The sequence below is a fragment of the Geobacter pickeringii genome, from assembly GCF_000817955.1.
In the GTDB taxonomy this organism is placed as follows: Bacteria; Desulfobacterota; Desulfuromonadia; order Geobacterales; family Geobacteraceae; genus Geobacter; species Geobacter pickeringii.
The window spans coordinates 3,378,818-3,401,824 of sequence record NZ_CP009788.1; the positions used below are offsets into that span (position 1 = coordinate 3,378,818).

Genomic DNA, 23,007 nt, shown 5'->3' on the forward strand with positions numbered 1-23,007 from the left:
CTACTTGCGAAGGCGCGCCTTGATCTTAGGGGTGCCGGCCTCGATGACGATCCGAAACTCTACCGGGGCATCGCCGTAACGGGCCGCGATGGCCGGACGCTGCCTCTCGATGGCGGCGAAGACCATCTCCCGGCTGATGGTGTCGGTCGAGAGGCCGCACGCCCGGCGCGCCTCCACGAACTGACGGTAAAGCTCATCGGTTTCGCCGCCGGCCGCCGGAGAGCGGGGTTTCGCAGCGGCAGCAGGACGGGCGCCTCCGTCGGGACGCTGATGCATCGCCATCCGGAAGCGGTCGCGGGAGTACTTCCCCTCCTCCATGAGCCGTAGAATCCGGTTCCAGTACTGACGGTAACTGTTGAGGCGAGAGACGAGGGAGTTGTATTTGAAGCTCAGCATGGTGTTGACGATTTTGACGGTGGCGTACTTGCGCGCCAGCCGTTCCACCGTCTCCAGAAGGCGCACGGGTTCACGCTTCTCGAGGCCGAGGAAGTACTGCTCGTACTTGATGATCAGCTCGTTGAGTCCCTGCTCGAACTGAACGATGTCCTCCGGAATTCCCATGGGCTCTCCCACGCCAAGACTACCGCAGAACCGGGGGTGGTGTAAAGGCGAAAGGGGGGAGTCGAACCCCCTCCTAATCCCTTGACTTGCCGTTCTGCCATCGTTTAGAGTAAATCTTTTCAATCCATACGGTTACATTATGAGGAGGTACCGTTCCATGGCTGATCTCGCCGCCATCATCCTTGCCGCCGGCAAGGGGACGAGAATGAAGTCGGATCTGGTTAAGGTGATGCACCCGCTGGCCGGGGCACCGATGGTGGCCTGGCCCGTGGCAACGGCCCGGCAGGCGGGGGCAGCGCGCATCGTCACGGTAATCGGACACCAGGCGGAAAGCATCCGCGGGCATTTTGCCGGCGAGTCCGACATCGTCTTCGCCCTCCAGGAAGAGCAACTCGGCACCGGCCATGCGGTGGCATGCGCGGCAGAGCTTCTCGCCGGCTTCACCGGAGCGGTGCTGATCCTTTGCGGCGACGTCCCACTCATCCGCCCCGAAACCCTCCGCGCCATGACGGAGACCCATGCCGCAACCAATGCGGCCCTCACGGTGCTCACCACCCACCTGGAGAACCCCTTCGGTTACGGCCGCATCATCCGCGGCTTCGACGGCCGGGTCAGCCGGATCGTCGAAGAGAAGGACGCCACCGCCGAAGAACGCTCCCACACCGAGGTAAATGCCGGCATTTACTGCGCCGAGGCATCGTTTCTCTTCGACGCGGTCTCCCGGCTCGGCAACGACAATGCCCAGGGCGAATACTACCTCACCGACATCGTCATCCGGGCCGCCGAACACGGGTTGCGCTGCAGCGCCCACGCGGTTGCCGATCCCGCCGAGGTAATGGGGGTCAACGACCGGATCCAGCTTGCCGAGGCAGGCCGGCACATCCGCCGGCGCATTGCCGAGGCTCTCATGCTCGACGGCGTCACCATCGTCGATCCGTCGGCAACCTACATCGACCGGGGGATCGTGGCGGGGCGGGACACGACGGTACACCCCGGCGTCCACCTGGCGGGGGAGACCCGCCTCGGCACCGGCTGCACCATCGAGACGGGGGCGGTCATCAAGGGGAGCACCCTCGGCGACGGCTGCGTCGTGGAGCCAGGGGCAGTCATCCGCAACTGCCGCATCGGAAACGACGTGGTGATCAAGGCCGGGACGGTGATGGAAGACGCCGTGATCCACGAGCACGCCGCCATCGGCCCCATGGCCCATCTGCGGCCGGGGACCGAACTCGGCCCCCAGGTCAAGATCGGCAACTTCGTAGAGACGAAGAAGATCACCATGGGGGAGGGGTCCAAGGCATCCCACCTCACCTATCTGGGAGATGCCGCCATCGGGAAGAACGTCAACGTGGGATGCGGCACCATCACCTGCAACTACGACGGGGTCCGCAAGCACCGCACCGTCATCGGGGACGACGTCTTCGTCGGCAGCGACGTCCAGTTCGTGGCGCCGGTGACCATCGGGCGCAACTCCCTCATCGCCGCCGGCACCACCGTCACCCAGGATGTCCCCCCCGACTCCCTCGCCATCGCCCGGGCCCCCCAGGTGAACAAGGAAGGGTGGAAACTTAAAAAGCGTGAGGGGTAAGGCGCCGGGAGCGAGGAGGGAAAGCCGTTTCACCCCCGCTCCCCACCCATCCCACTCACTGGAGGCAATATGTGCGGTATCGTAGGCTACATCGGCGCCCAAGAGGCAACCCCCATCATTCTCGACGGCCTCAAGCGTCTTGAGTACCGGGGGTACGACTCGGCGGGCATCTGCACCATCCAGGACAACATGGCCGACAAGCGGCGGAGCGAGGGAAAGCTCTTCAACCTCGAAAAGCTCCTCCGGGACACCCCCCTCGCGGGGCACATCGGCATCGGCCATACCCGCTGGGCAACCCACGGCCGCCCGTCGGAGCGCAATGCCCACCCTCACCAGGCCGGTTCCATCATCGTCGTCCACAACGGCATCATCGAGAACTACCTTGAGCTGAAGGAGCGGCTGGCGGCCACGGGGCGGGAATTCAAGAGCGACACCGACACCGAGGTGATTTCGCACCTCATAGATGAAAAGCTCTCCGGCGGGGCCGACTTCGAGCAGGCGGTCCGGAGCGCTCTCGCCGAGGTACGGGGTGCCTACGCCCTCTGCATCCTCTGCGAGCGGGAACCCGACGTGCTCATCGCCGCCAAACAGGGGTCCCCCATGGTGATCGGGCTGGGCGAGGGGGAGTTTTTCGTCGCCTCCGACATCCCGGCCATCCTCTCCCATACCCGCAAGATGGTCTTCATGGAGGACGGCGAGATGGTCGTCTTCCGCAACGGCACCCCCACCTTCTCCACCGTGGCCGGCGCCCCCCTCGACAAACAGGCGCGCCACATCGACTGGTCCCCCCTCATGGCGGAAAAAGGGGGGTACAAGCACTTCATGCTCAAGGAGATCTTCGAGCAGCCCCGGGCGGTGCAGGACACCATCACCGGCCGGCTCCTGGAGGAGCAGGGGGACGTGCGGCTGGAGGAGATGAAGCTCTCCGATGCCGAACTGCGGGGAATCAGCCGGATCTGCATCGTTGCCTGCGGCACCTCGTGGCACTCGGCCCTGGTGGGCAAGTTCCTCATGGAGGAGCACTGCCGCATCCCGGTGGAGGTGGACATCGCCTCCGAGTTCCGCTACCGCAACCCGGTCATCGACGACACGACCCTGCTCCTGGTCATCTCCCAGTCGGGCGAGACCGCCGACACCCTGGCGGCGCTCCGGGAGGCCAAGGCGCGGGGGGCCAAGACCGTCGCCATCTGCAACGTGGTCGACTCCTCCATCGCCCGGGAGGCCCACGGTGTTCTCTACACCCATGCCGGCCCGGAGATCGGGGTCGCCTCCACCAAGGCCTTCGTCACCCAGCTGGTGGCCCTCTACCTCTTCACCATCCGGCTCGGCCGGGCCGTCGGCACCATCGACCAGGCGACGGGTCGGGCCATGATCGCCGCCCTGGTCAAGGTGCCTGGGCTGCTGGAAAAGGCCCTGGAAACCAATGAGCAGGTGGAGAAGATCGCCCGCCGCTACGTGAACGCCCGGGACTTCCTCTACCTCGGCCGCGGCATGAACTACCCCATCGCCCTGGAAGGGGCCCTCAAGCTCAAGGAAATCTCCTACATCCACGCCGAGGGGTACCCCGCCGGCGAGATGAAGCACGGCCCCATCGCCCTCATCGACGAGGAGATGCCGGTGGTGGTGCTCGTCCCGAAAAACAGCACCTACGAGAAGGTCCTCTCCAACATGGAGGAGGTCATCGCCCGGGGGGGGCGCGTCATCGCCATCTGCTCCGCCGGCGACGACGAGATCGCCAAAAAGGCCGAGGTCACCCTGGAAGTGCCGACCGACGGCGAGGAGCTGGCGCCGATCCTCCTCTCCGTGCCGCTCCAGCTCCTGGCCTACCATGTGGCGGTCCTCAAGGGGACCGACGTGGATCAGCCGAGGAACCTGGCGAAAAGCGTCACCGTCGAATAGTCGCCTTTCATCTCGGCGAAATAAAAACGCCCGCATCCGCGGGCTTTTTTATTGGAGGCGACGGAGAGGCGGGCCGCGTTACGGCGTCCCCTCCTCCAGCAGATCGTTGGGCCCCTTGCGCAGGATGTTGTAGGCAAGATTGGTGAACCGGCGCCCCGGGTTGCGCAGGACGCGGGTGGCGACGGCGCGCCAGCTGTACGCTTCCCGCCGGGCTTCGAGCCAGCCGCGGTGGAGCCGTTCGGGAGACATGAGCCGCGGCCGGAAAACCACGCTGGAGTGGTCGTAGCGGGACCAGTCGGTGGTCAGGAGCCGCCCTTCCTCCTGGAACTGGCGGAAGAGGGCCGTGCCGGGGTACGGGGTGAGGATGTGGAAGGTGGGAACGCTGGGGGAGCACTCCTCCAGGAAGCGGACCGTGGTCTCGAAGACGCTCTCGTCGTGGTCGTCGAAGCCGAAGATGATGGAGGTCTCCAGGATGATCCCGGCGTCGCGGACCCGTTTCATGAGATCCGCCGGGGTGTGCTTGGAGCCGGATTTGGCCATGTTGGCGTGGGTGCCGGTCACCGACTCAATCCCGACAAAGAGGCCGATGCACCCTGACTCCGCCACCAGCTTCAGGAGTTCCGGGTCCTCGGCGAAGCGGAGGTTCGTCTGGGAGCCCCAGCGGACGTTCATCTCCGCCAGCCCCCGCAGGATCGGCCGCGCCTTGGCCGGGTCACCCAAGAGGTTGTCGTCGAGGAAGACCACGAGTTTACGGTTGAAGGAGCGGATCTCGGCCAGGATATCCGCCGGGTCGCGGTAGCGGAAGCTGCGGCCGAAGTAGGGGGTCACGGTGCAGAAGGAGCAGTCGTAGGGGCACCCCCGGCTCGCCTGCACCGTCTGGGTGGTGAGGTAGCGCCGGCCGGCCAGGATCTCCCGCCGGGGCCAGGGGGCGGTAAGGAGGTCGCCCGTGGGGACCGGCGCCCGGTAAACCGGTCGGAGCCGCCCCGCCAGGAGGTCGTCCAGGAGCTCCCCCCAGACCGGCTCGGCCTCGCCCACCACCACGGCGTCGGCGTGCTGCAGCGCCTCATCGGGGAGGACCGTGGGGTGGATGCCACCGAGGACCACCGGCACTCCCCGCCCCCGGAAGCGGTCAGCGATCTCGTAGGCCCGGGTCGCCTGGTGGGTCATGGCGGTGATCCCCACGAGGTCGAAGGCACCGTTAAAGGGGACCTCGTCGTGGACCTCGTCGGCCAAGATCACTTCCCAGGATTCAGGCGTGGCCGCGGCCACCATCTGGAGCGAATGGGAGGGGAGCTGGAAATAGCGCGCCCACCCGAGCTTGTGGGTGGCCGGATAGATCAGCAGCAGCCGGGGGGATGCGGACATCAGGCTGCCCCGTGCCGCGCCCCGGTGCCGAAATCGACCAGCGGCTCCGTGGTCCGGGGGCGGCTCTTCTCGTACTCCCGCAGGTAGGCGTCGGGCTTCATCATCCGCTGGGTCCGCCAGAGGACCCGGGCGATGTAGGGGATCTGGGAGGGGCGGACCTGCTTCATCCAGTCGACGAGGCTCTTCTCGCCGGAGGTGTTGAGGATGGAGCGGCGCCAGGTCTCGGCGTAGAGCTCGAAGAAGCGCCGGGCCCCCACCCGCGGCTCCCAGAGGAGGTGGTGCATGTCGAAGTTGGACCAGGGCTGGCGGGCGATGCGCGGGGCCATCTCCCGGAAGAAGTCGGTGCCGGGGAGCGGCGTGAGCACCGTGAAACCGGCCCGCTGCAGGCCGTAGCGGGCCACGAACTCCCAGAGATCGCGGAAGTCGTCCTCATCCCAGTCGGGGTCGATGAGGAAGTTGCCGTTGATCCCGTAGCGGAGTTCCCGGGCAAGCCGCACCCCCTCCACGCTCTCGGCCACGCCGGAGTCCTTGGTGAGACCCGCGAGCCCCTTGTCGGTGGCCGCCTCCAGGCCGAGAAAGATGTCGAAGTCCTTCGCCAGGGGGCGCCAGGCCGCCATCAGATCGGCACTGCGGCAGATGAGATCGGTGCGGGTCTGGACCAGGATCCAGCGCTTGAAGACGCCGCGCTTTTTCAGCGCCTCTGCCAGCTCCAGGCTCCGGGCCGGGTTGTGCCAGAAGAGGTCGTCGGCAACGAAGATCGAATCCCCCGCCGTGGCGAAGTCCTCCACCACCGCGGCGATGCTCCGCTCGCGGCAGGAGCGGCCGTAGAGCTGCCAGACCGAGCAGAAGGAGCAGCGGTGGGGGCACCCCCGGGCGGTCTCCACGAGCCAGACCGGCTTGAAGAGGAGGCAGTGGTAGCCACTGCGGTGGCGATCAACCAGATCCCGCGCCGGCAGCGGCACCAAATCGAGGCAGGTCTGGCGCTCCAGTGCCGGGGTGTTGACCCAGCCGTCTCCGGTGCGCAGGCGGAGCCCCGGCACGTCGCCGAGGGGCCTCCCCTTCTCCAGGGCCGCGGCCAGGAGCGGGACGATCTCCTCGCCGTCGTCGAGGCAGAGGGCGTCGATCTCGGGGACCTCGAGGGGGGCAGGAAAGGCCGCCGCCGCATGCCCCCCCGCGAGGACGAACGCCTCGGGGCTCGCCCGGCGGATCTCCCGGGCCAGTTCCACCACCCGCTCGTACTCCAGGGCATGGAGACAGGAGATGCAGACGAGCTGCGGCCGGGCGCGCCGGATCCAGGTGGCTGCGGAGGGGCGGAACCGGAGATCGGCGGCGGTGACGGCGTGACCGGCGCTCCGGAGCGCCGCGCCGATGTATTCGAGCCCCAGGGGCTCGACCCGGAAGAAGGGGCCGAGGCCGAACCGGTCGTTGCCGGGATGGGGGCGGAGAAGAAGAATGTTCATCGGGACCTCATGCGAGCGGGGGAGTTTCGCCATTGTTTCCGAAAAGTCACTCCCCGGTCAAGGGGGTTGTTCCGCCGACCCGCCCTGCCGGCCGATTCCCCCCGTATTGACTTGGGTTAGTGGATAGTGTACTTTGGATACCTTAACAAAAACAGGGGGATCACCCCCCTTTTCCACTTTCATCTTTCATGACGGTTCCCAACGCTCTCACCATCGATGTGGAGGAATGGTTCCACGTCTGCGGCCTCTCCGGAGCACCGGCTCCCCCCCCGGCGGAGGAGCGGGTCGGTGCCGCCGTGGAGCGGATCCTCGGCCTGCTGACCGACGGCGGGGTCAAGGCCACCTTTTTCGTGCTCGGCTGCGTGGCGGAGCAGCATCCGGCCCTTGTCCCCGCCATTGCCGCCGCCGGTCACGAGATCGCCTCCCACGGGTGGTCCCACCGGCTGGTGACCGACCTCTCGCCGGCGGAGTTCCGGGATGAGATCCGGCGGACCGGCGATCTGCTGGAACGGCAGGCCGGCCGGCGCCCGACGGGGTTCCGGGCCCCCCAGTGGTCCCTCTGCCGCAAGCGGACCCCGTGGGCCTTCCCGATCCTGCGGCAGGAGGGGTATCGCTACGATGCAAGCCTCTCCCCCCTCCCCTTCGTGGGGGACCGGCAGGGGCCCCGGGGGCCCCACGCCATCGACACGCCGGCGGGGCGGCTCGTGGAGATCCCCCCCCTGGTGACGCCGACCCCCTTCGGGAACCTTCCGACCGGCGGCGGGTGGGGGTTCCGCTTCTTCCCGGAGAGGATCATAACCGCCACCATCCGGCGGCTGAATCGCCGCGGCATGCCGGCGGTCCTCTTCCTGCACCCCCGGGAGGTGGACCCGGAGGGACCGCGGCTGCCGCTGCCGCCGCTGCGCTCCTTCGTCGCCTACGGGCCGCGGTGCAGCGCGGAAGGAAGGCTCCGCACCCTCGTGCGACAATTTGAATTCACGACACTTGCTCACGTGGTTGACGTTTGGGATACTGCATAATCATACCCGCCTACAATGCCGAGAGAACCCTTCCCGCCGTGGTCCGGGAGGTTCTCGCCCTCGGGGTTCCGTGCCTCGTGGTGAATGACGGCTCCACCGACGGAACCGCGGCCTCCGTGGCGGGATTGCCGGTGAACCTGGAGAGCCACGCCACGAACCGCGGCAAGGGAGCGGCGCTCCGCACCGGCTTCGCCTGGGCGCTTCGGCACGGCTTTGCGGGGGTGGTGACCCTCGACGCCGACGGCCAGCATGATCCGACGGCGATCCCCCGGCTCGTGGCCGTCGCCCGGGAACGGGGCACCGACATTCTCATCGCCGCCCGTGACGCCCAGTTTCGGGAGATGGCAGGGTTGCGGTCGGTCTGGAACCGCTTCGGCGTCTGGTGCATGCGCAAGCGGACCGGCTTCACCATCACCGACAGCCAGTCGGGGTTCCGCTGGTACTCGGCGCGGCTCATCCGGGGGGTCGAACTGACATCGAGCGGCTACCAGTTGGAGATGGAGATCCTGCTCAAGGCCTGGCGCGCCGGCTTCACCATCGACTCGTTTCCCGTGGCCGCACGGGTGGCCGATGGGCGGGCCACGAGCCACTTCCGCCCGGTGCGGGACACCTGGAACATCTGCATGACGTTCCTCCGGTACATGTGAGGTTATTTCCCATGCTGCAAGGTCTCAAAAACTACACCACCGAGAAGATCGTCTCCGTTCTCCTCTCCCTGGCCACCAGCGCCTCCAACGAGAACCTGGCGCGGATGACCCACCTGATGGAGCTGATCCCGAAGAAGGATTACTACCGGGAGCGGATCCGCTGGATCCGCCAGCTCATCCGGGAGAACCACCCCTCCATCGAGTTCCCCCGCCGCATCCTCCGGGAGCTTCACCCCAACCAGCGGGACAAGTGGATCACCAACCTGACGGTGAACCACCTCCTCTCCGGCACCAACAAACGGAAGGCGTGGGCCGAGCGCGAGGGGTACTACCCCCCCTCCACGGTGGTCATCAGCACCACCATGAAGTGCAACCTCTCCTGCTACGGCTGCTACGCCGGTGACTACTCCAAGGCGCTGGAGCTGACCAACGCGGAGATCGACTCGGTCCTCACCCAGATGAAGGAGATGGGGGTCTACTTCGCCGTCATCTCCGGCGGCGAGCCGTTCTTCAAGGACGACATCTTCGAGATCTTCAAGAAGCACTCGGACATGGCGTTCCTCGTCTTCACCCACGGCGGGCTCATCGACGAGGCGATGGTGCAGAAGCTGATCGAGGTGGGAAACGTGATGCCCGCCTTCTCCCTGGAGGGGTACGAAAAGGAGACCGACGAGCGGCGCGGGCCGGGGCACTTCAAGAAGGTGATGCGGGCCATGGATCTGCTGCGGGAGGCAGGGCTCTCCTTCTGCGGCTCCTTCACCCAGACGAGCCGGAACACCGACATCATCACCAGCGACGAGTACATCGACATGCTCCTCGCCAAGGGGGTCTTCGCCCTCTGGCTCTTCACCTACGTGCCGGTGGGGCGCGAGCCGGACCTGGAACTGATGGCGACCCCGGAGCAGCGCGACTACCTGCGGCGGCGGATCGTCGACTTCCGGGGCACCAAGCCGATGCTCTTCGTCGACTTCTGGAACGACGGCCCCATCATCAGCGGCTGCATCGCCGGGGGGCGGAAGTACTTCCACATCAACGCCAACGGCGACATTGAGCCGTGCGTCTTCTGCCACTTCGCCGTGGACAACATCCGCCGCACCACGATCCGGGAGGCCCTCGCCTCCCCCCTCTTCCGCCGGATCCGCGAGGTGCAGGGGGGCCACGACAACCTCCTGCGCCCCTGCATGCTCATCGACCACCCCGAGGCGGGGCGCGAGCTCTTCGAGAGCGAAGGGGCCTACCCGACCCACGACGGGGCCGATGCCATCTTCACCGGCCTTGCGGACCGGATGGACGACTACTCCCGGCGCTACGCCGAGTTCGCCGATCCCGCCTGGGAGCGGGAGTTCGAGTCCGGGCGCGGAAAGCGGAACCGGGGGTGCGGCAAGGGATAATGGGACCGCGTGACCTTCTATAACAGCATCAACCTGCTCCTTATCAACCTCTTTACCCGGCTTGTACCCCGCGCTCTCCACCCGCCGGTGGCGCTGGTGACGGCAGGGATCGTCTACTGCATCTCCCCGGCGCAGCGGCGCGGCCTCCGGGAAAACCTCCGGACGGTGACCGGCCGCCGCAGCGTGGAGGGGCTGGTCCTCTCGGGCTATTACAAGTTCGCCCGCAACTGGTGCGACATCATGCTCATGATGCGCCTGTCGGGGGAGCGGCTCTTCTCCCTCATCGGCCGCCAGGAGGGACACGGCATCCTCGACCGGGTCCTGGCCGACGGGAACGGGGCGATCATCATCTCCCCCCACCTGGGCAACTGGGAGCTCGGGGGGTTGGGGCTGGCCGACCGGGGATACCGGATCAACGTCATGACCTTCCGGGAGCCCGACGAGAAGGTGAACGCCCTGCGGGAGAAGGCGCGGCAGGAGCGGGGGATCGGCTTCATCTACGTCGACCGGGACGACACCTCGCCGCTCGCCATCGTGGAGGCGGTGAACGCCCTGCGCCGCAACGAGGTGGTGGCGCTCCTCGGCGACCGGGACGGCTCGTCCCACACCATCACCCTCGATTTCTTCGGCCGCCCGACCCCCATCCCGGTGGGGGCGGCCTATCTGGCCCTCGCCTCCGGCGCGCCGGTCCTGCCGGTCTTCGTCCCCCTGGAGGGGAGCCGCTACGCCACCCTCATGGAGGAGCCGGTCTATTTCACAGGGGAGCACGGCCGCCACGGGGCGGCGATCCGGGCAGGAATGGAGCGGGTCCTCCGCGTCTTCGAAAAATACATCCGGCGGTACCCGGACCAGTGGTACAATTTCTTCGCCTACTGGAACGGAGCCACCACATCACAGGAAAAGGAATAGCACCCCATGTCCGATGAACTGATCACCCAGGTCAAGCAGATGATTATCGACGCCCTCCGCATCGACGGGATGGCGCCCGCAGATATCGACACCGACGCCCCCCTCTTCGGCGAGGGGCTCGGCCTCGACTCCATCGACGCCCTCCAGCTCGTGGTCGCCATGGAGAAGGATTTCGGCGTGGTGGTCCCCGATGCCGCCACCGGCACCACGGTCTTCGCGTCGGTCCGGAGCATGACCGACTACATCGCGGCCAACCGTAAATGAGGATTCTTTTCGTCTCCCCCGGGTGGCCCACGGGACGCCTCTGGGGAGAGCTCGGCTTCAAATTCCCCTCCCTGGCGCTGGCATCCCTGGCCGCCGTCACCCCCCCCGAGTGGGAGGTGGCCCTCTGCGACGAGAGCCGGGAGACGGTCGACTTCGACGCGGCGTGCGACCTCGTCGCCGTCACCGCCATGACCCCCCAGGCCCCCCGCACCTACGAGATCGCCGCCGGCTTCCGCGCCCGGGGAAAGTGCGTGGTGATGGGGGGGTTCCACGCCAGCAACCTGCCGGACGAGGCGCTGCGCCACGTGGACGCCGTAGTGGTGGGTGAGGGGGAGCTCGTCTGGCCCCGGCTCCTGGCCGACTTCGCCGCCGGGCGGCTGGAACGGCTCTATCGCTCCACCGGCCTCCTCCCCATGGACGCCATCCCCGTGGCCCGGCGCGAGATCTTCTCCGGCAAGGGGTACCTCCTCACCAACACCCTCCAGACCACCCGCGGTTGCCCCTTCGACTGCGAGTTCTGCTCCGTCACCGCCTTCTACGGCAGGAAATACCGGGGGCGGCCGGTGGAGGCGGTCCTGGCCGAGCTGGAGCAGCTGCGCAAGGCAAACTCCTTCGCCTTCTTCGTCGACGACAACCTGGTGGCCGACCGCCGCTACGCCCTCCCCCTCTTCCGGGGGATGAAGGGGATGGGGTTCAAGTGGCTCTCCCACGCCCCCATCGACTTTGCCGGGGACGAGGAGCTGATGCGGGCCGCGGGCGAGGCGGGGTGCGTCGGGATGTTCGTCGGCTTCGAGTCCCTGGACCAGGAGGCTCTGGCCGCCATGGGGAAGGTGACGAACCGGGCCGCCGAATACCTCGACTCCGCCCGGAAGTTCCGGGACCACGGCATCGGCATCCTCGGCTCCTTCGTCCTCGGCTACGACGGCGCCACCCCCGACTCCTTCGGCCGGATCCTCCGCTTCTGCGAAGAGGCCCGGATCGAGGCGGCCATCTTCCCGATCCTCACCCCCTACCCCGGCACGGCGGTCCGCCGGCGGCTGGAGGCGGAGGGGCGGATCACCTCCAACGACTGGCGCGACTACGACATGGGGCACGTCACCTTCGAGCCCCGGGGGATGACCGCCGCCGAGCTCCAGGCGGGTCACGACTGGCTGAACCGCTCCTTCTACTCCTTCGGCTCCATGTGGCGGCGGCTCGTCAAGCGCCACCGCTCGGTGCAGGTCTTCGGCCCCATGAACGTCGGCTTTCGCAGCGCCATCAGACGGACCGCGCGGTTCCGGACGGGGGGCGCATGATCTGTTTCATCTTCCCCGGTCAGCCTCTGGCCCCCCCCGCAACCCTTCCCGACGACCCCCTCTTCCGGGAGATTGCCGACCTCGCCCGGGAGCGGGCCGCCTTCGATCTCCCCTCCTTTTCCTGGCTCGGCCCCCCCGCCACCGACCAGGTGGCGCTCCAGATCTACGGCGTCGCCATGAGCCTCTACCGCACCCGGCAGCTCCGTGAGGACGGGGTGACGCCCCAGCGCGTGGCCGAGCACAGCATGGGAATCTACCCGGCCCTTGCCGCCGCCGGCGCCCTGCCGGCGGGAGAGGTCCTGGAGCTCACCGCCCGCTCCGGCCGGGCCATGGCGGCCATGGGAGCGACGAACCAGTATGCCCTCGGCTGCATCGTCGGCCTCACCCTGGAGCCCCTCCTCGCCATCGCGGAGAACAACGGGATATTCCTCGCCAACCACAACACCTCGCGCCACTTCCTCCTCTCGGGGGAGCGGGGGAGGATGGAGGAGGCCTGCGCCGAGGCCCTTGCCCACGGAGCCTTCTCGGTGAAGATCTTCCCCTGCGATGCCCCGCTCCACTCCCCCCTCATGGGCGAGATTGCGGACGACCTCACGGCGGTCTTCGCCGACTACCGCTACCGGGAGCCGGCGATTCCACTCATGGATCACATCGAGCAGGAGTTTCTCACCGCCGCCGACCTCGCCTCCTTCATGACCCGGGAACTGACCCTGCCGGTCAACTGGGAGCGGACCTACCGCGCCCTGCGGCGAGGGGGCTGCTCCCGTTTCCACGAGGTGGGGGTGGGGGATTCCCTCAAGAAGTACAACCGCTGGATCGAGAGCGAGACGGGGAGGTAGCATGGGCGCACACGAAACCTCCGTAACCGTCCGTTTCAACGAGGTTGACACCTACGGCGTCGCCTGGCACGGCCACTACGTCGCCTGGATGGAGGTGGGACGCAACGACCTGGCCCACCGCTTCGGCCTCGACGCCGCCCAGCTCGCCGACCTCGGCTACCTGGCGCCGGTGGTGGAACTGGAACTGAAATACCGCCGTCCGGCCCGCTACCACGAAGAACTCCGCATCCAGACCACCGCCCGCCGGTGCGAGACCGCCACCCTGGAGTTCTCCTGCCGGATCGTCGCCGCCGACGGCTCCCTCTGCGCCGCCGGCCGCACCGTCCACGCCCTCACCGACCGCGACGGCCTCCTCCAGTACCGGCTTCCCGCCCCGGTGGCCGAGCGGCTGGAACGGCTCCTCGCCTCTCAGGAGGGGTAAGATGAAGATCCTCCTCATCTCCGCCAACCGCGAGCGGAGCCCCTACCCGGTCTTCCCCATCGGGCTCGCCTACCTGGCTCCCCCCCTGGCCGCCGACGGCCACGAACTCCGCGCCCTCGACCTCTGCTTCTCCGCCGACCCGGAAGCGGCAGTGACCGCCCTTCTCGCCGACTTCGCCCCCCACGCCGTGGTCATCTCGGTCCGCAACGTCGACAACGTCACCTGGCCCGGCTCCCGCTCCTACCTCGCCGGTGTCAGGGGAGTGGTGGCGCTCTGCCGGGGGAAGGTGCCGACCATCATCGGCGGGTCGGGGTTCTCCCTCATGCCGGCGGAACTCCTCGAACACCTGGACGGCGACTTCGGCGTGGTGGGAGAGGGGGAAGAGATCCTGCCGGAGTTGATCCGGCGCCTGGAGCGGGGAGAAGACGCCGCCGGCCTGCCGGGGGTCGTCACCCGCGGCAGCGCAGGCTTCGCTCACCCCCTGCCGGTGGAGCGGATCGGCACCCCCGACCGGAGCCTTTTCGCCGTAGAGCGCTACCGCCGGGAAGGGGGGATGGCCAACCTCCAGACCAAGCGGGGGTGCCCCTTTGCCTGCGTCTACTGCACCTACCCCCTTCTGGAAGGGCGCCGGGTGCGGCTTCGCCCCGTCGGCGAAATCGTCGCCGAGCTGAAGGAGCTGGAGGCGCTCCACGGCATCGACTACGTCTACTTCGTGGACGACATCTTCAACTATCCCCCCGACTTCGCCTCTGAGCTCTGCGCCGCCATGACCGCCGCGGGGGTGACGCTCAACTGGTCCGCCTTCGTCAACCCCGGCTTTGTCACCCCGCGGCTCATGGAGCAGATGGTGGCGGCCGGCTGCGACGCCGTCGAGTACGGCACCGACTCCGGCTCTCCCGCCATGCTCGCGAACCTCGGCAAGTCGTTCACCGTGGCCGACATCCGGGAGGCGTCCCGCGTCTGCCGCGAGCTCGGGGTCGACTTCGCCCACTACATCCTCTTCGGCGGTCCCGGCGAGAGCCGGGAGACGGTCCGGGAGAGCTTCGCCCTCATGGACGAGGTGGCGCCGACGGCCGTCATCGCCATGACCGGCATCCGGATCTTCCCCGGCACGCCGCTCCACGACCGGGCCGTGGTGGAAGGAATGGTTCCCGGCAACGCGGCGCTCCTGGAGCCGGTCTTCTACCTGTCCCCGCAGATCCGGGAGGAGCTCCGCGACCTCGTCACCGCCGAGGCGATGCAGCGGCGCAACTGGGTGGCGCCGGGGCTTGAGATCAATATGAGCGACGCCATGCTGGAGGCGATGCGCCACTTTCCGGTACGGGGGCCGCTCTGGAAGCTGATGAAGCGGCTGGGCAGAAGCAGGGTGAATCCGTTCAGTTCGCGATAGAGAGAGGTCAATTCATGGAATTCAAGGACAAGATCGTCGTCGTCACCGGCGGCACCCGCGGCATCGGCCGCGCCGTCTCCCTCCACTTCGCCCGGGAAGGGGGGCGGGTCTTCGCCGCCTACGTGGCCAACGACGAGGCGGCCCGCACCCTGGAGGGAGAGGCGGCAGGGCTTTCCGGCTCCGTCGTGGCGGTAAAGGCCGACGTCGCCACCGCCGCGGGGGCCCAGACCGTCATCGATGCGGCGGCCCGGGAGACGGGGCACCTCGACATCCTGGTGAACAACGCCGGGATCATCCGCGACGTCTACCTCCCGATGATGAGCGAGGAGGACTGGGACGCGGTTATCCGGACCAACGTCTCCCCCCTCTTCCACTGCTGCAAGTGGGGGGTGCGCAAGATGCTCGCCCGGCGCGCGGGGGCCATCGTCAACCTCTCGTCGGTGTCGGCCTACGCCGGCACCCCGGGGCAGACCAACTACGCCGCCAGCAAGGGGGCGGCCATCAGCTTCACCAAAGCCCTCTCCCGGGAGGTGGGCCCCATGGGAATCAGGGTGAACGCTGTGGCGCCGGGGCTCATCGAGACCGAGATGATCGCCGGGATGAAGCAGGAGATCGTGGAGAGCATCGTCAAGGGGACCGCCGCCGGCCGGATCGGCCGGCCCGAGGAGGTGGCGGAGGCGGTCGCCTTCCTCGCGTCGGACCGGGCCTCCTACATCACGGGGCAGTGCCTCATCGTCGACGGCGGGATCGTGTAACCCCCCACCGCCGGCTCTCCGCCAAGTTTTCTTTGCCTTGGCGGCGCCTTTGCGGGTAAAATAAGAGCATTCAAAAGCAACCTTCAGATCCCATGACCAGACCCCGCATCGCCATAACCGGCATCGGCATTTTCTGCGCCGCCGGCAGCGACGTCCCCTCCTTCACCGCGTCGCTCCTCGAGGGACGCAGTGCCATCGGCCCGGTGGACCTCTTCGACGTCTCCCCGTTTCCGGCGCGGATCGGCGCCCAGGTGCGCGATTTCGACCCCGCCGGCCATTTCGACCGCCAGACCGCCGCTCACCTCTCCCGGGCCGACCAGTTCGCCCTCATTGCGGCAAGAGAGGCCCTGGAGGCCAGCGGCATCCGCCGGCACCGCGACCCGTTCGACATCGGGGTCTGCGTCGGCGCCGGCGCGGCGGGGATGATCCACGGCGAACAGTGGCTCCGCGAACGGGTCGAGGGGAAACCGGGACACCCGGCACAACTGCGGGGGCTCCTCCCCGACCGGGCCGCCACGGTCCTCGCCTCCCACTTCGGCCTCCACGGCTACCAGGGAAGCATCACCACCGCCTGCTCGTCATCGGCCACCGCCATCGGCTGGGGGGCCGACCTTGTCGCCACCGGGCAGCTCACGGCATGCCTCTGCGGCGGCACCGACACCCTCTCCCTCCTCACCTTCACCGGCTTCAACTCCCTGCGGGTGGTCGATCCCGCCCCCTGCTCCCCCTTCAGCCTCGGCCGCCAGGGGATCTCCCTCGGCGAAGGGGCGGCCTTCCTGGTACTGGAGCGCGAGGATGAAGCGAGAAGCCGGGGGGCGCGGATCTTCGGCTTCATCCGTGGCTATGCCCTGGCGGGGGAGGCGTACCACATGACCGCGCCGGAACCGTCGGGGAGCGAGGCTGCCCGGGTGATGGGCGCCGCCCTGGCCGCCGCCGGCGTCTCGCCGGAGGAGGTCGGCTGGGTGAACGCCCACGGCACCGGCACCCCCCTGAACGACGTGGTGGAAAGCAAGGCGATGAGGCAGGTCTTCGGCGAACGGGTCCGGCAGGTTCCGCTTGTCTCCACCAAGGCGATGACCGGCCACTGCCTCGGCGCCGCCGGCGCCATCGAGATCGCGGCCACCGCCATCGCCCTCGGCGCCGGCACCATCCCCCGGACCCTCAACTTCCGCGGCGCCGACCCCGAGTGCGATCTCGACTACTGCCACGACGGCCCCCGGCCGAGCACGGCGGCCGTCGCCCTCTCCAACTCCTTCGCCTTCGGCGGCAACATTACCTGCGTGGTGGTGAGCAGATGAGCGGACAGAACCTCGACATCGCGGTCACCGGCCTCGCCGCCATCTCCGCCGCCGGCGTCGGCACCGAACCGCTCCGCGCCGCCGTCGCCAGCGGCACCAGCCGCCTCACGCCGCTCCCCGAGGAGATCCTCGGCGAGGCCGGGCACCGGTGGGGAAAGGCCGAGGCCTTCCGGGCCGCCGACTTCATGCCCCCCCTCAAGGCCCGCAAGTTCGACCGCTGCAGCCTCCTCGCCACGGTGGCCGCCGGCATGGCGCTGAAGGATGCCGGCATCGACCTCGCAGGGACCGACCCCTCTCGCATCGGCATCGCCTTGGGGTGCGGTTTCGGCGGCATCGCCAACTCGGTGGAGCTGCTGAGCGGCTACTTCTCCAAGGGGGTGGAGGGGCTCGTCCCGATGCTCTTCCCCAACACCGTCCCCAACGCCCCGGCGAGCAACGCCTCCATCGAGCATGGCCTCAAGGGACCCAACGTCACCCAGGTGCAGCGGTTCTGCTCGGCGGAGGCCGCATTCCAGATGGCATGCCGCTTCCTGGAGGAAGGGCGCGCCGACGTCATGCTCACCGGCGGAGTTGACGAACTGAACGCCCCGATGGTGCAGGGATTTCACGCCATGGGACAGCTGCGGCGCCATGCCCGGGGCTTCGGCGAGGGGAGCGGCATCCTCGTCCTGGAACGGCGGCGGGACGCCCTGCGGCGCGGCGCCGCCGTCCGGGGGACCGTGACCGGCATCCGGACCCTCGGCTTCGTCCCCCCCGACGCCGCGACAGAGGGAAAAGCCCGTCTCGTCGGCACCGGCACCCCCGACATCGTCTCCCTCTCCGGCACCGGAGCGGAGCTCCCCTGGCTCCGGGAGGGGCTCGCCGGCGACCGGATCGAGATCGGTCCGCTGGTGGGACGCTCCCTCGCCATGGGGGGGCTCGCCCTCGTCACCCTCATCTCTCTCATGCCGGAGGGGGCGGCGGGACTTCACCTGGCCGCGTCTCCGGAAGGCCCCTTCTTCGCCATCGACATTGCCGGAGGCTCCCCTGGATAGCCTCGACCCGGCCGCATATCTCCCTCACCGCCCGCCGTTTCTCTTTCTCGACCGTCTCCTGACGGTGGAGTCCGGCGTCAGCGCCACGGCCCGCCTTCAGGTCACCGGCTGCCCGGAGGGGTATCCGCCGATCCTCCTGGTGGAGTCGGTGGCCCAATTGGGAGGGATCGCCGCCGCCCGGGAGGGTGACGCCGGCGGAATCCTGGCGGCCATCGACCGGGCCGAGTTCCACGGCATCATCGCCAACGGGGAGAGCCTCACCGTCACCGCCCGGATCGCCAAGTCGTTCGGCCCGCTCCACCTCGTGGAGGGAGAGGTCACCGGCGACGGCGGGACCGTGGCAACCATTACCCTGACCCTTAAGGTGGGACCACTGCCATGAACCGGACTCTCTACACCCTCATCGCCGCCACGCTGGCGACCCTCGTCCTGCTCCTCCCCGGCGCCGCCACCGCCGGGCGGATCACGCCGGTGGAGGGGCTTGAGCTTCTCCGCAAGGGGTTTGCCGGCGTCACCGACTTCACTGCCGAAATCACCCAGGAGAAGCAGATTGCCCTCATGAAGCGCAAGCTCGTGACGAACGGCACGGTCCGGTTTCGAAAACCTGACCTCTTCTATCTGGAGCTCTACCCCCCCCACGCCAGTCGTGTTCTCCTGAAGGACACCTCCCTCACGATGTTCCTCCCGGCTGACGGGATCCGCCAGAAGATCGCCCTCCCCCCGGAAGAGGGGCTGCTCCGCTGGATGAACCTCCTGGACCGGCCGGTGACGAAGATCCCCGAAGGGGTCACCGTCCAAGCCGAACAGCGGGGGGATACGGTCACCCTGACGATCCTCCCCGCCACCACGGGCGGCGTGAAAGAGCTGCAACTCCTCCTCGGCAGCGACGGGCGCCTGCGGCGGCTCTCCATCGAGGAGCGGAACCGGGACCGCACCGTCATCACCTTCAACCGCCTCCGGAAAAACGTGGGGCTCGCCGACAAAGACTTTCGCCTGGAGTAATCACCGATGCGTTTTATCGCCACACTGCTGGGGGTGCTTATGGTCACCCTCGCCCTCTCCGGCTGTGCCACCGCGCCGCGGCCGCAGACGCCGTTCATCCCCGGCGTCGCCGTAGAAACCCTCACGACGGCGGTTGCCGTCTCGGTCAAGAGCCCCGAAGGGAGCACCGGCGGCACCGGCTACCTGATCTACCGGCGCCCCGACCGCTTCCACCTCGTGATGCTCACCCCCTTCGGCACCACCGCCCTGGAATTTTTCGCCGGCGACGATCAGGTCACCCTCCTCATTCCCTCCAAGGGGACCGCCTACGTGGGGAGCTTTGCTGACCTCCCCGCCAAGGGGGGGCTCCAGGGGTGGCGCATGATGCAGTGGGTGGTGGAAGGGGATCCGCTCCTGCGCCCCGGCACGACCGGCAGCATCGAGCGGACCGATGCGGCGGGCCGCCGGATCGTCGCCACCTACAACGCTGACGGCCTCCTGGAGCGGAAGAGCTCCGAAGACGGTGAAGTGGTCTACCGCGACTACCGTTCCGTGGACGGCGTCCCCTTCCCGACGGTCATCGAGTTCGGCGACGGGGCCGGCACCCGCGTCACAATCACCTTCGACGAACCGGAGGTGAACCGCCCCGTGGAAGAGAGCGCCCTCACCCCGAACCTGGAGGGGCTGACCCTCCTCCCTCTCGCCAGCCTGAAGGGGGTATAGCACACCATGACCACGACGGCGGCACGCCTCATCGCAGCCATCCAGGCCGCCATCAGGGGGCACCTGGAATGGATATTCCGGCTCACCTGGCGCCATCCCGGCGCCACCATCGCGGGCTCGCTCCTCGTCCTCATCCTCTCCCTCGCGTCGGTCCTGACGGTCCGCTTCGAGTCGGACATATTCAAGCTCTTCCCCACCGATAACGGGGCCCTGCGCCTCTTCCTCGACACCCTCGACTGGACCGGCAGCGCCGGCGAGGCCTACTTCATCCTGGAGGGGGAACGGGAGCGGCTCCCCGCCGCCGCGGACCGCCTCGCCGGCCGGCTGCGGGAACTACAGGTGGACGGTGCCCCCGCCTTTCGCAAGGTTTCCTACCGCGTCGTCGATCCGGCGGAGACGGCCCCCTTTGCCGCATTCGTCGCCTACGCCGTCGACCGGCCACAGCTCTTTCTCGACCCCGGCCAGGCAGACGCCTTTGCCGCGCGTCTCACCCCCCAGGCCATGGACCGGGCCCTCAGGCGGGCAACGGCTGAGCTCGCCTCCGGCGCCGGGATGGGGGTACGGGATCTGGTGGCCGCCGACCCTCTTTACCTCCGGGAACTGATCCTCCCCCGCCTCCAGGAGGGGAGCCGCTCCCTCGATCTCGACCCCGAATCTCCATATTTTCTCTCTCGGGACGGTCGGCTCCTCGTCATGATCGCCGAGCCGGCCCGGCCAGTGAAGGAGATGGGCTTCGCCCGCAAGCTGGTGGCGGGGATCAACGCCGCCCGCGCCGGCATCGATCCCAGGGTCTCCGTCTCCTGTGCCGGCGCCCACCTCTCGGCGGTGATCGACGAAGCAGTGATGAAACACAACATCATCGCCTGCATCACCTCATCGCTCTTCGTGGTCCTCGGCCTCTTCTACCTCACCTACCGGCGGCTCCTCCCCACGCTACTCATCCCGGTCATCATCGTCTTCGGGACCCTGCTGGCTCTGGGGACGGCGGGGCTCATCCTCCCCTCCATCCACATCATCTCCTTCGCCTTCACCGCCCTCATCATCGGGCTGGGGACCGACTACTCGATCCATCTCTATGACCGCTTCGCCTCCGAACGCCTGGGTGGCCGCGGGATTGAGGAGGCGCTGCGGCTGGCGGTGGTCGACACGGGGCACGGGGTCTTCACCGCGGCCGCCACCACTGCCTTCCCGTTCCTTGCGCTGGGGATCGCCGAGGTGCGGGCGTTGTCGGAGCTGGGGCTGCTGGTGGGACTCGGCGTTCTCTTCTCGATGTACGCCACCTTCTTCTTTCTGCCGCCACTTCTCCACTTCGCCGAGAAGCGCTTCCCCCGGCCGGCCGCGCCGCTCCCCTCCTTCGGGCTCAGCTGGATCTGGCGGAGCACCGGCCGCCATCCCCGGGCCGTCTCGCTGGCCGCCGTCGCCCTGACAGCCGCCTTCTTCGCCGCGTCGTTCTTCCTCGACTTCGAGGGAGAGCTCAAGAACCTCCAGCCGCGTCATTCCGAGGCCTTTCTGACCCAGGAGCGGATCGAGCGGCACCTGAGCCTGGCGCCGAAGCAGATGGTGGTGGCGGTTGAGGGGAAGAGCGTCGAGGAGGTGATGACACGGGGACGGCGGGTTGGAGAGCTGGCCGAGCGGTACCGGCAACGGCACGAGCTGGCGGCGGTTTCCTGGCTGGGTCAGGTGATAAACGACAGGAACGGACAGGCGGAAAGCCTGGAGCGCCTGAAGGAGCGCCTCGGCGACACCTCTCCGGCGACGGCGCTGCGGGGTGCCCTGGTGCAGGAAGGATTCGACCCGACGCTCTTCAGTGACACCCTCGCGGGGGTGGCGCGGCTTCCCGGGGCGGGACCGGTACCGGCGGCCGAGGCGGTGGAGCGGCTGCGGAGTTCGCCCCTGCGGGGAATGGTGGAGCGCTACCTCATCGCCCGCAACGGCACGGTCCACCTCCTCCTCTATCTCCACTACCGGGGGAGCGAGTTTCCCCAGGAGACATTCCTCCGGGACCTGCGGGCGGTGGACCCGACGGCCCGCGCCACGAGCCCCGACCTCATCAGCCGGCAGCTGGGCGACTCGGTCCGGACGAGCTTCATCGAAGGATTCGCCGTGGGGGGAGCCATCATCCTCTTCCTCCTCCTCGTCCATTTCGAATCCCTCGCCGGCATCGCCGCCGCGATTCTTCCGGTTACCGCCGGCGTGGCCGTCATGACCGGCCTCATGGTGGTGACCGGGATGCGGCTCAATTTCATGAACGCCATGGTACTCGTCACCATCCTCGGGATGGGGAGCGACTATGGCCTCCATATCTACCACCGGCTCGCAGGGGCACCCGTCGCCGAGGGGCCGGCGCGCTTCACCCAGGCGGGGCGGGCCGTACTCCTCTCGGCCCTCACCACCATCGCCGGCTTCGGCTCTCTCGCCTTCACCGACTACGGCGCCATGGCTTCCATCGGCTGGGCCACCAACTACGGCGTCGGCGCCACCGCTCTCTTTTCCCTCGTGGCGCTGCCGGCCGCCATGGCCCTTACCCGCAGGCACATCCGCTGAGGCATCTCTCGTACAAGAGAAAAGGGCCGGCATAACCATGCCGGCCCTTTTCTCCATTTCGCCCAAAAAATTGTTGTTTCAGGATACGGCTTCGTCGAGGGGGATAATCCGAACTTCCGTTTTCCCCCGGCCGAGGAACCCGAGTTTCCTGGCCGCTTCCCGGGAGAGGTCGATGAAATGCGACACCCTCTTCCGGCAGCGATCGGTTATGGTGACCGTCACCTCCCGGTTGTTGGCCACGTTTACTACCTTGACCTTCGTCCCGAGAGGGAGGGTGGGGTGAGCGGCGGTGAGCTTCTTCGGATCGTACCGCTTCCCCGATGTCATTCTTCTTCCGTTGTAGCGCTTCGCGTAGTAGGAGGCGGTCCCGACGACCCCCTCCTCTTTTGTGGCCGTGATTGCGGCCGCTTCCGTTGTTGCCTTTGCTTCAATTTCCTCTGCTTGCAAGGACAGTGTCTGGATCTGGAAGAACGCCTGACAGAGTACGATCAGGATGGCCAGGCGCCCTTTCCGGAGTGCAGATACCATTGGCACCTCCTTCTGGGCGAGCAACTCGTATAGCACAGGGGAGCGGCAGCGTCAAGACAAAAGGGGGCTCCAGTCGTGCAACTCACTGATTATGCG

At 67.8% G+C, this 23,007-nt stretch carries 22 protein-coding genes; 18 read left to right on the top strand and 4 right to left on the bottom strand.

Annotated elements, in window-relative coordinates:
- Window positions 1-561: an MXAN_5187 C-terminal domain-containing protein gene (locus tag GPICK_RS15355; RefSeq protein WP_039744683.1), complete on the bottom strand. Its 561-nt coding sequence runs from the start codon at window positions 559-561 to the stop codon at window positions 1-3.
- A gap of 157 nt (window positions 562-718) precedes the next feature.
- Here GPICK_RS15355 and glmU point away from each other — a divergent pair, with 157 nt between their 5' ends.
- Together glmU and glmS are read left to right on the top strand one after the other, a co-directional pair.
- Window positions 719-2,149, top strand: a complete 1,431-nt coding sequence (gene glmU / locus GPICK_RS15360; RefSeq protein ID WP_039744684.1) for a bifunctional UDP-N-acetylglucosamine diphosphorylase/glucosamine-1-phosphate N-acetyltransferase GlmU — start codon at window positions 719-721, stop codon at window positions 2,147-2,149.
- A gap of 69 nt (window positions 2,150-2,218) precedes the next feature.
- The gene (gene glmS / locus GPICK_RS15365; RefSeq protein ID WP_039744686.1) at window positions 2,219-4,048 is read left to right on the top strand and encodes a glutamine--fructose-6-phosphate transaminase (isomerizing); all 1,830 of its coding nucleotides are present in this window, start codon (window positions 2,219-2,221) and stop codon (window positions 4,046-4,048) included.
- Between the two features lie 78 nt (window positions 4,049-4,126).
- On the opposite strand, the gene GPICK_RS15370 is transcribed toward glmS, so the two are convergent.
- Window positions 4,127-5,413, bottom strand: a complete 1,287-nt coding sequence (locus tag GPICK_RS15370) for a B12-binding domain-containing radical SAM protein (RefSeq protein WP_039744687.1) — start codon at window positions 5,411-5,413, stop codon at window positions 4,127-4,129.
- Window positions 5,413-6,873, bottom strand: a complete 1,461-nt coding sequence (locus GPICK_RS15375) for a B12-binding domain-containing radical SAM protein (RefSeq protein WP_039744690.1) — start codon at window positions 6,871-6,873, stop codon at window positions 5,413-5,415. Before GPICK_RS15375 ends, GPICK_RS15370 begins: the two co-directional genes overlap by 1 nt.
- A 188-nt stretch (window positions 6,874-7,061) precedes the next feature.
- Here GPICK_RS15375 and GPICK_RS15380 point away from each other — a divergent pair, with 188 nt between their 5' ends.
- The 16 genes from GPICK_RS15380 (at window position 7,062) to GPICK_RS15455 (ending at window position 22,383) form a co-directional block, all read left to right on the top strand.
- Complete coding sequence (locus GPICK_RS15380; protein ID WP_039744692.1) at window positions 7,062-7,892, top strand: polysaccharide deacetylase family protein; 831 nt, start codon at window positions 7,062-7,064, stop codon at window positions 7,890-7,892.
- Window positions 7,877-8,539 carry a glycosyltransferase family 2 protein gene (locus GPICK_RS15385; protein WP_039744694.1) on the top strand — a complete coding sequence of 221 codons (663 nt, stop codon included), beginning with the start codon at window positions 7,877-7,879 and terminating at the stop codon, window positions 8,537-8,539. Before GPICK_RS15380 ends, GPICK_RS15385 begins: the two co-directional genes overlap by 16 nt.
- An 11-nt stretch (window positions 8,540-8,550) precedes the next feature.
- Window positions 8,551-9,930, top strand: coding sequence for a radical SAM protein (locus tag GPICK_RS15390; protein WP_039744697.1), 1,380 nt, complete (start codon window positions 8,551-8,553; stop codon window positions 9,928-9,930).
- A 9-nt stretch (window positions 9,931-9,939) separates the two neighbouring features.
- Complete coding sequence (locus GPICK_RS15395) at window positions 9,940-10,839, top strand: lysophospholipid acyltransferase family protein (protein WP_039744699.1); 900 nt, start codon at window positions 9,940-9,942, stop codon at window positions 10,837-10,839.
- 6 nt (window positions 10,840-10,845) lie between these two features.
- Window positions 10,846-11,103 carry a phosphopantetheine-binding protein gene (locus GPICK_RS15400; RefSeq protein ID WP_039744700.1) on the top strand — a complete coding sequence of 86 codons (258 nt, stop codon included), beginning with the start codon at window positions 10,846-10,848 and terminating at the stop codon, window positions 11,101-11,103.
- Window positions 11,100-12,398, top strand: a complete 1,299-nt coding sequence (locus tag GPICK_RS15405; RefSeq protein ID WP_039744702.1) for a B12-binding domain-containing radical SAM protein — start codon at window positions 11,100-11,102, stop codon at window positions 12,396-12,398. Before GPICK_RS15400 ends, GPICK_RS15405 begins: the two co-directional genes overlap by 4 nt.
- A complete protein-coding gene (locus GPICK_RS15410) occupies window positions 12,395-13,237 on the top strand; it encodes an ACP S-malonyltransferase (RefSeq protein WP_039744705.1) in 843 nt (280 codons plus the stop codon). The genes GPICK_RS15405 and GPICK_RS15410 overlap by 4 nt, the downstream gene beginning before the upstream one ends.
- Before the next feature lies 1 nt (window position 13,238).
- Window positions 13,239-13,658 (top strand): acyl-CoA thioesterase, encoded by a 420-nt coding sequence (locus GPICK_RS15415; protein ID WP_039744706.1) that lies wholly within the window; start codon window positions 13,239-13,241, stop codon window positions 13,656-13,658.
- A gap of 1 nt (window position 13,659) precedes the next feature.
- Window positions 13,660-15,048, top strand: a complete 1,389-nt coding sequence (locus GPICK_RS15420) for a lipid biosynthesis B12-binding/radical SAM protein (RefSeq protein WP_039744709.1) — start codon at window positions 13,660-13,662, stop codon at window positions 15,046-15,048.
- Window positions 15,049-15,062: 14 nt separating this feature from the next.
- A complete protein-coding gene (locus GPICK_RS15425; RefSeq protein WP_039744711.1) occupies window positions 15,063-15,803 on the top strand; it encodes a 3-oxoacyl-ACP reductase family protein in 741 nt (246 codons plus the stop codon).
- 92 nt (window positions 15,804-15,895) lie between these two features.
- On the top strand, window positions 15,896-17,101 hold the full coding sequence (locus GPICK_RS15430; protein ID WP_039744713.1) for a beta-ketoacyl-[acyl-carrier-protein] synthase family protein: 1,206 nt from the start codon (window positions 15,896-15,898) through the stop codon (window positions 17,099-17,101).
- Window positions 17,098-18,135 carry a beta-ketoacyl synthase N-terminal-like domain-containing protein gene (locus tag GPICK_RS15435; protein WP_039744716.1) on the top strand — a complete coding sequence of 346 codons (1,038 nt, stop codon included), beginning with the start codon at window positions 17,098-17,100 and terminating at the stop codon, window positions 18,133-18,135. The genes GPICK_RS15430 and GPICK_RS15435 overlap by 4 nt, the downstream gene beginning before the upstream one ends.
- On the top strand, window positions 18,113-18,517 hold the full coding sequence (locus GPICK_RS15440; protein ID WP_236685589.1) for a 3-hydroxyacyl-ACP dehydratase FabZ family protein: 405 nt from the start codon (window positions 18,113-18,115) through the stop codon (window positions 18,515-18,517). The genes GPICK_RS15435 and GPICK_RS15440 overlap by 23 nt, the downstream gene beginning before the upstream one ends.
- Window positions 18,514-19,137 carry a LolA family protein gene (locus GPICK_RS15445; RefSeq protein ID WP_039744717.1) on the top strand — a complete coding sequence of 208 codons (624 nt, stop codon included), beginning with the start codon at window positions 18,514-18,516 and terminating at the stop codon, window positions 19,135-19,137. The genes GPICK_RS15440 and GPICK_RS15445 overlap by 4 nt, the downstream gene beginning before the upstream one ends.
- A 6-nt stretch (window positions 19,138-19,143) precedes the next feature.
- Window positions 19,144-19,839, top strand: coding sequence for an outer membrane lipoprotein LolB (locus GPICK_RS15450; protein WP_039744719.1), 696 nt, complete (start codon window positions 19,144-19,146; stop codon window positions 19,837-19,839).
- Between the two features lie 6 nt (window positions 19,840-19,845).
- Window positions 19,846-22,383, top strand: a complete 2,538-nt coding sequence (locus GPICK_RS15455; RefSeq protein ID WP_039744720.1) for an MMPL family transporter — start codon at window positions 19,846-19,848, stop codon at window positions 22,381-22,383.
- Between the two features lie 78 nt (window positions 22,384-22,461).
- Here the strand turns inward: GPICK_RS15455 and GPICK_RS15460 are convergent, their stop codons facing one another.
- Entirely contained in the window at window positions 22,462-22,911 is a 450-nt protein-coding gene (locus GPICK_RS15460) for a septal ring lytic transglycosylase RlpA family protein (protein WP_039744722.1), read from the bottom strand.
- Window positions 22,912-23,007 lie beyond the last annotated feature (96 nt).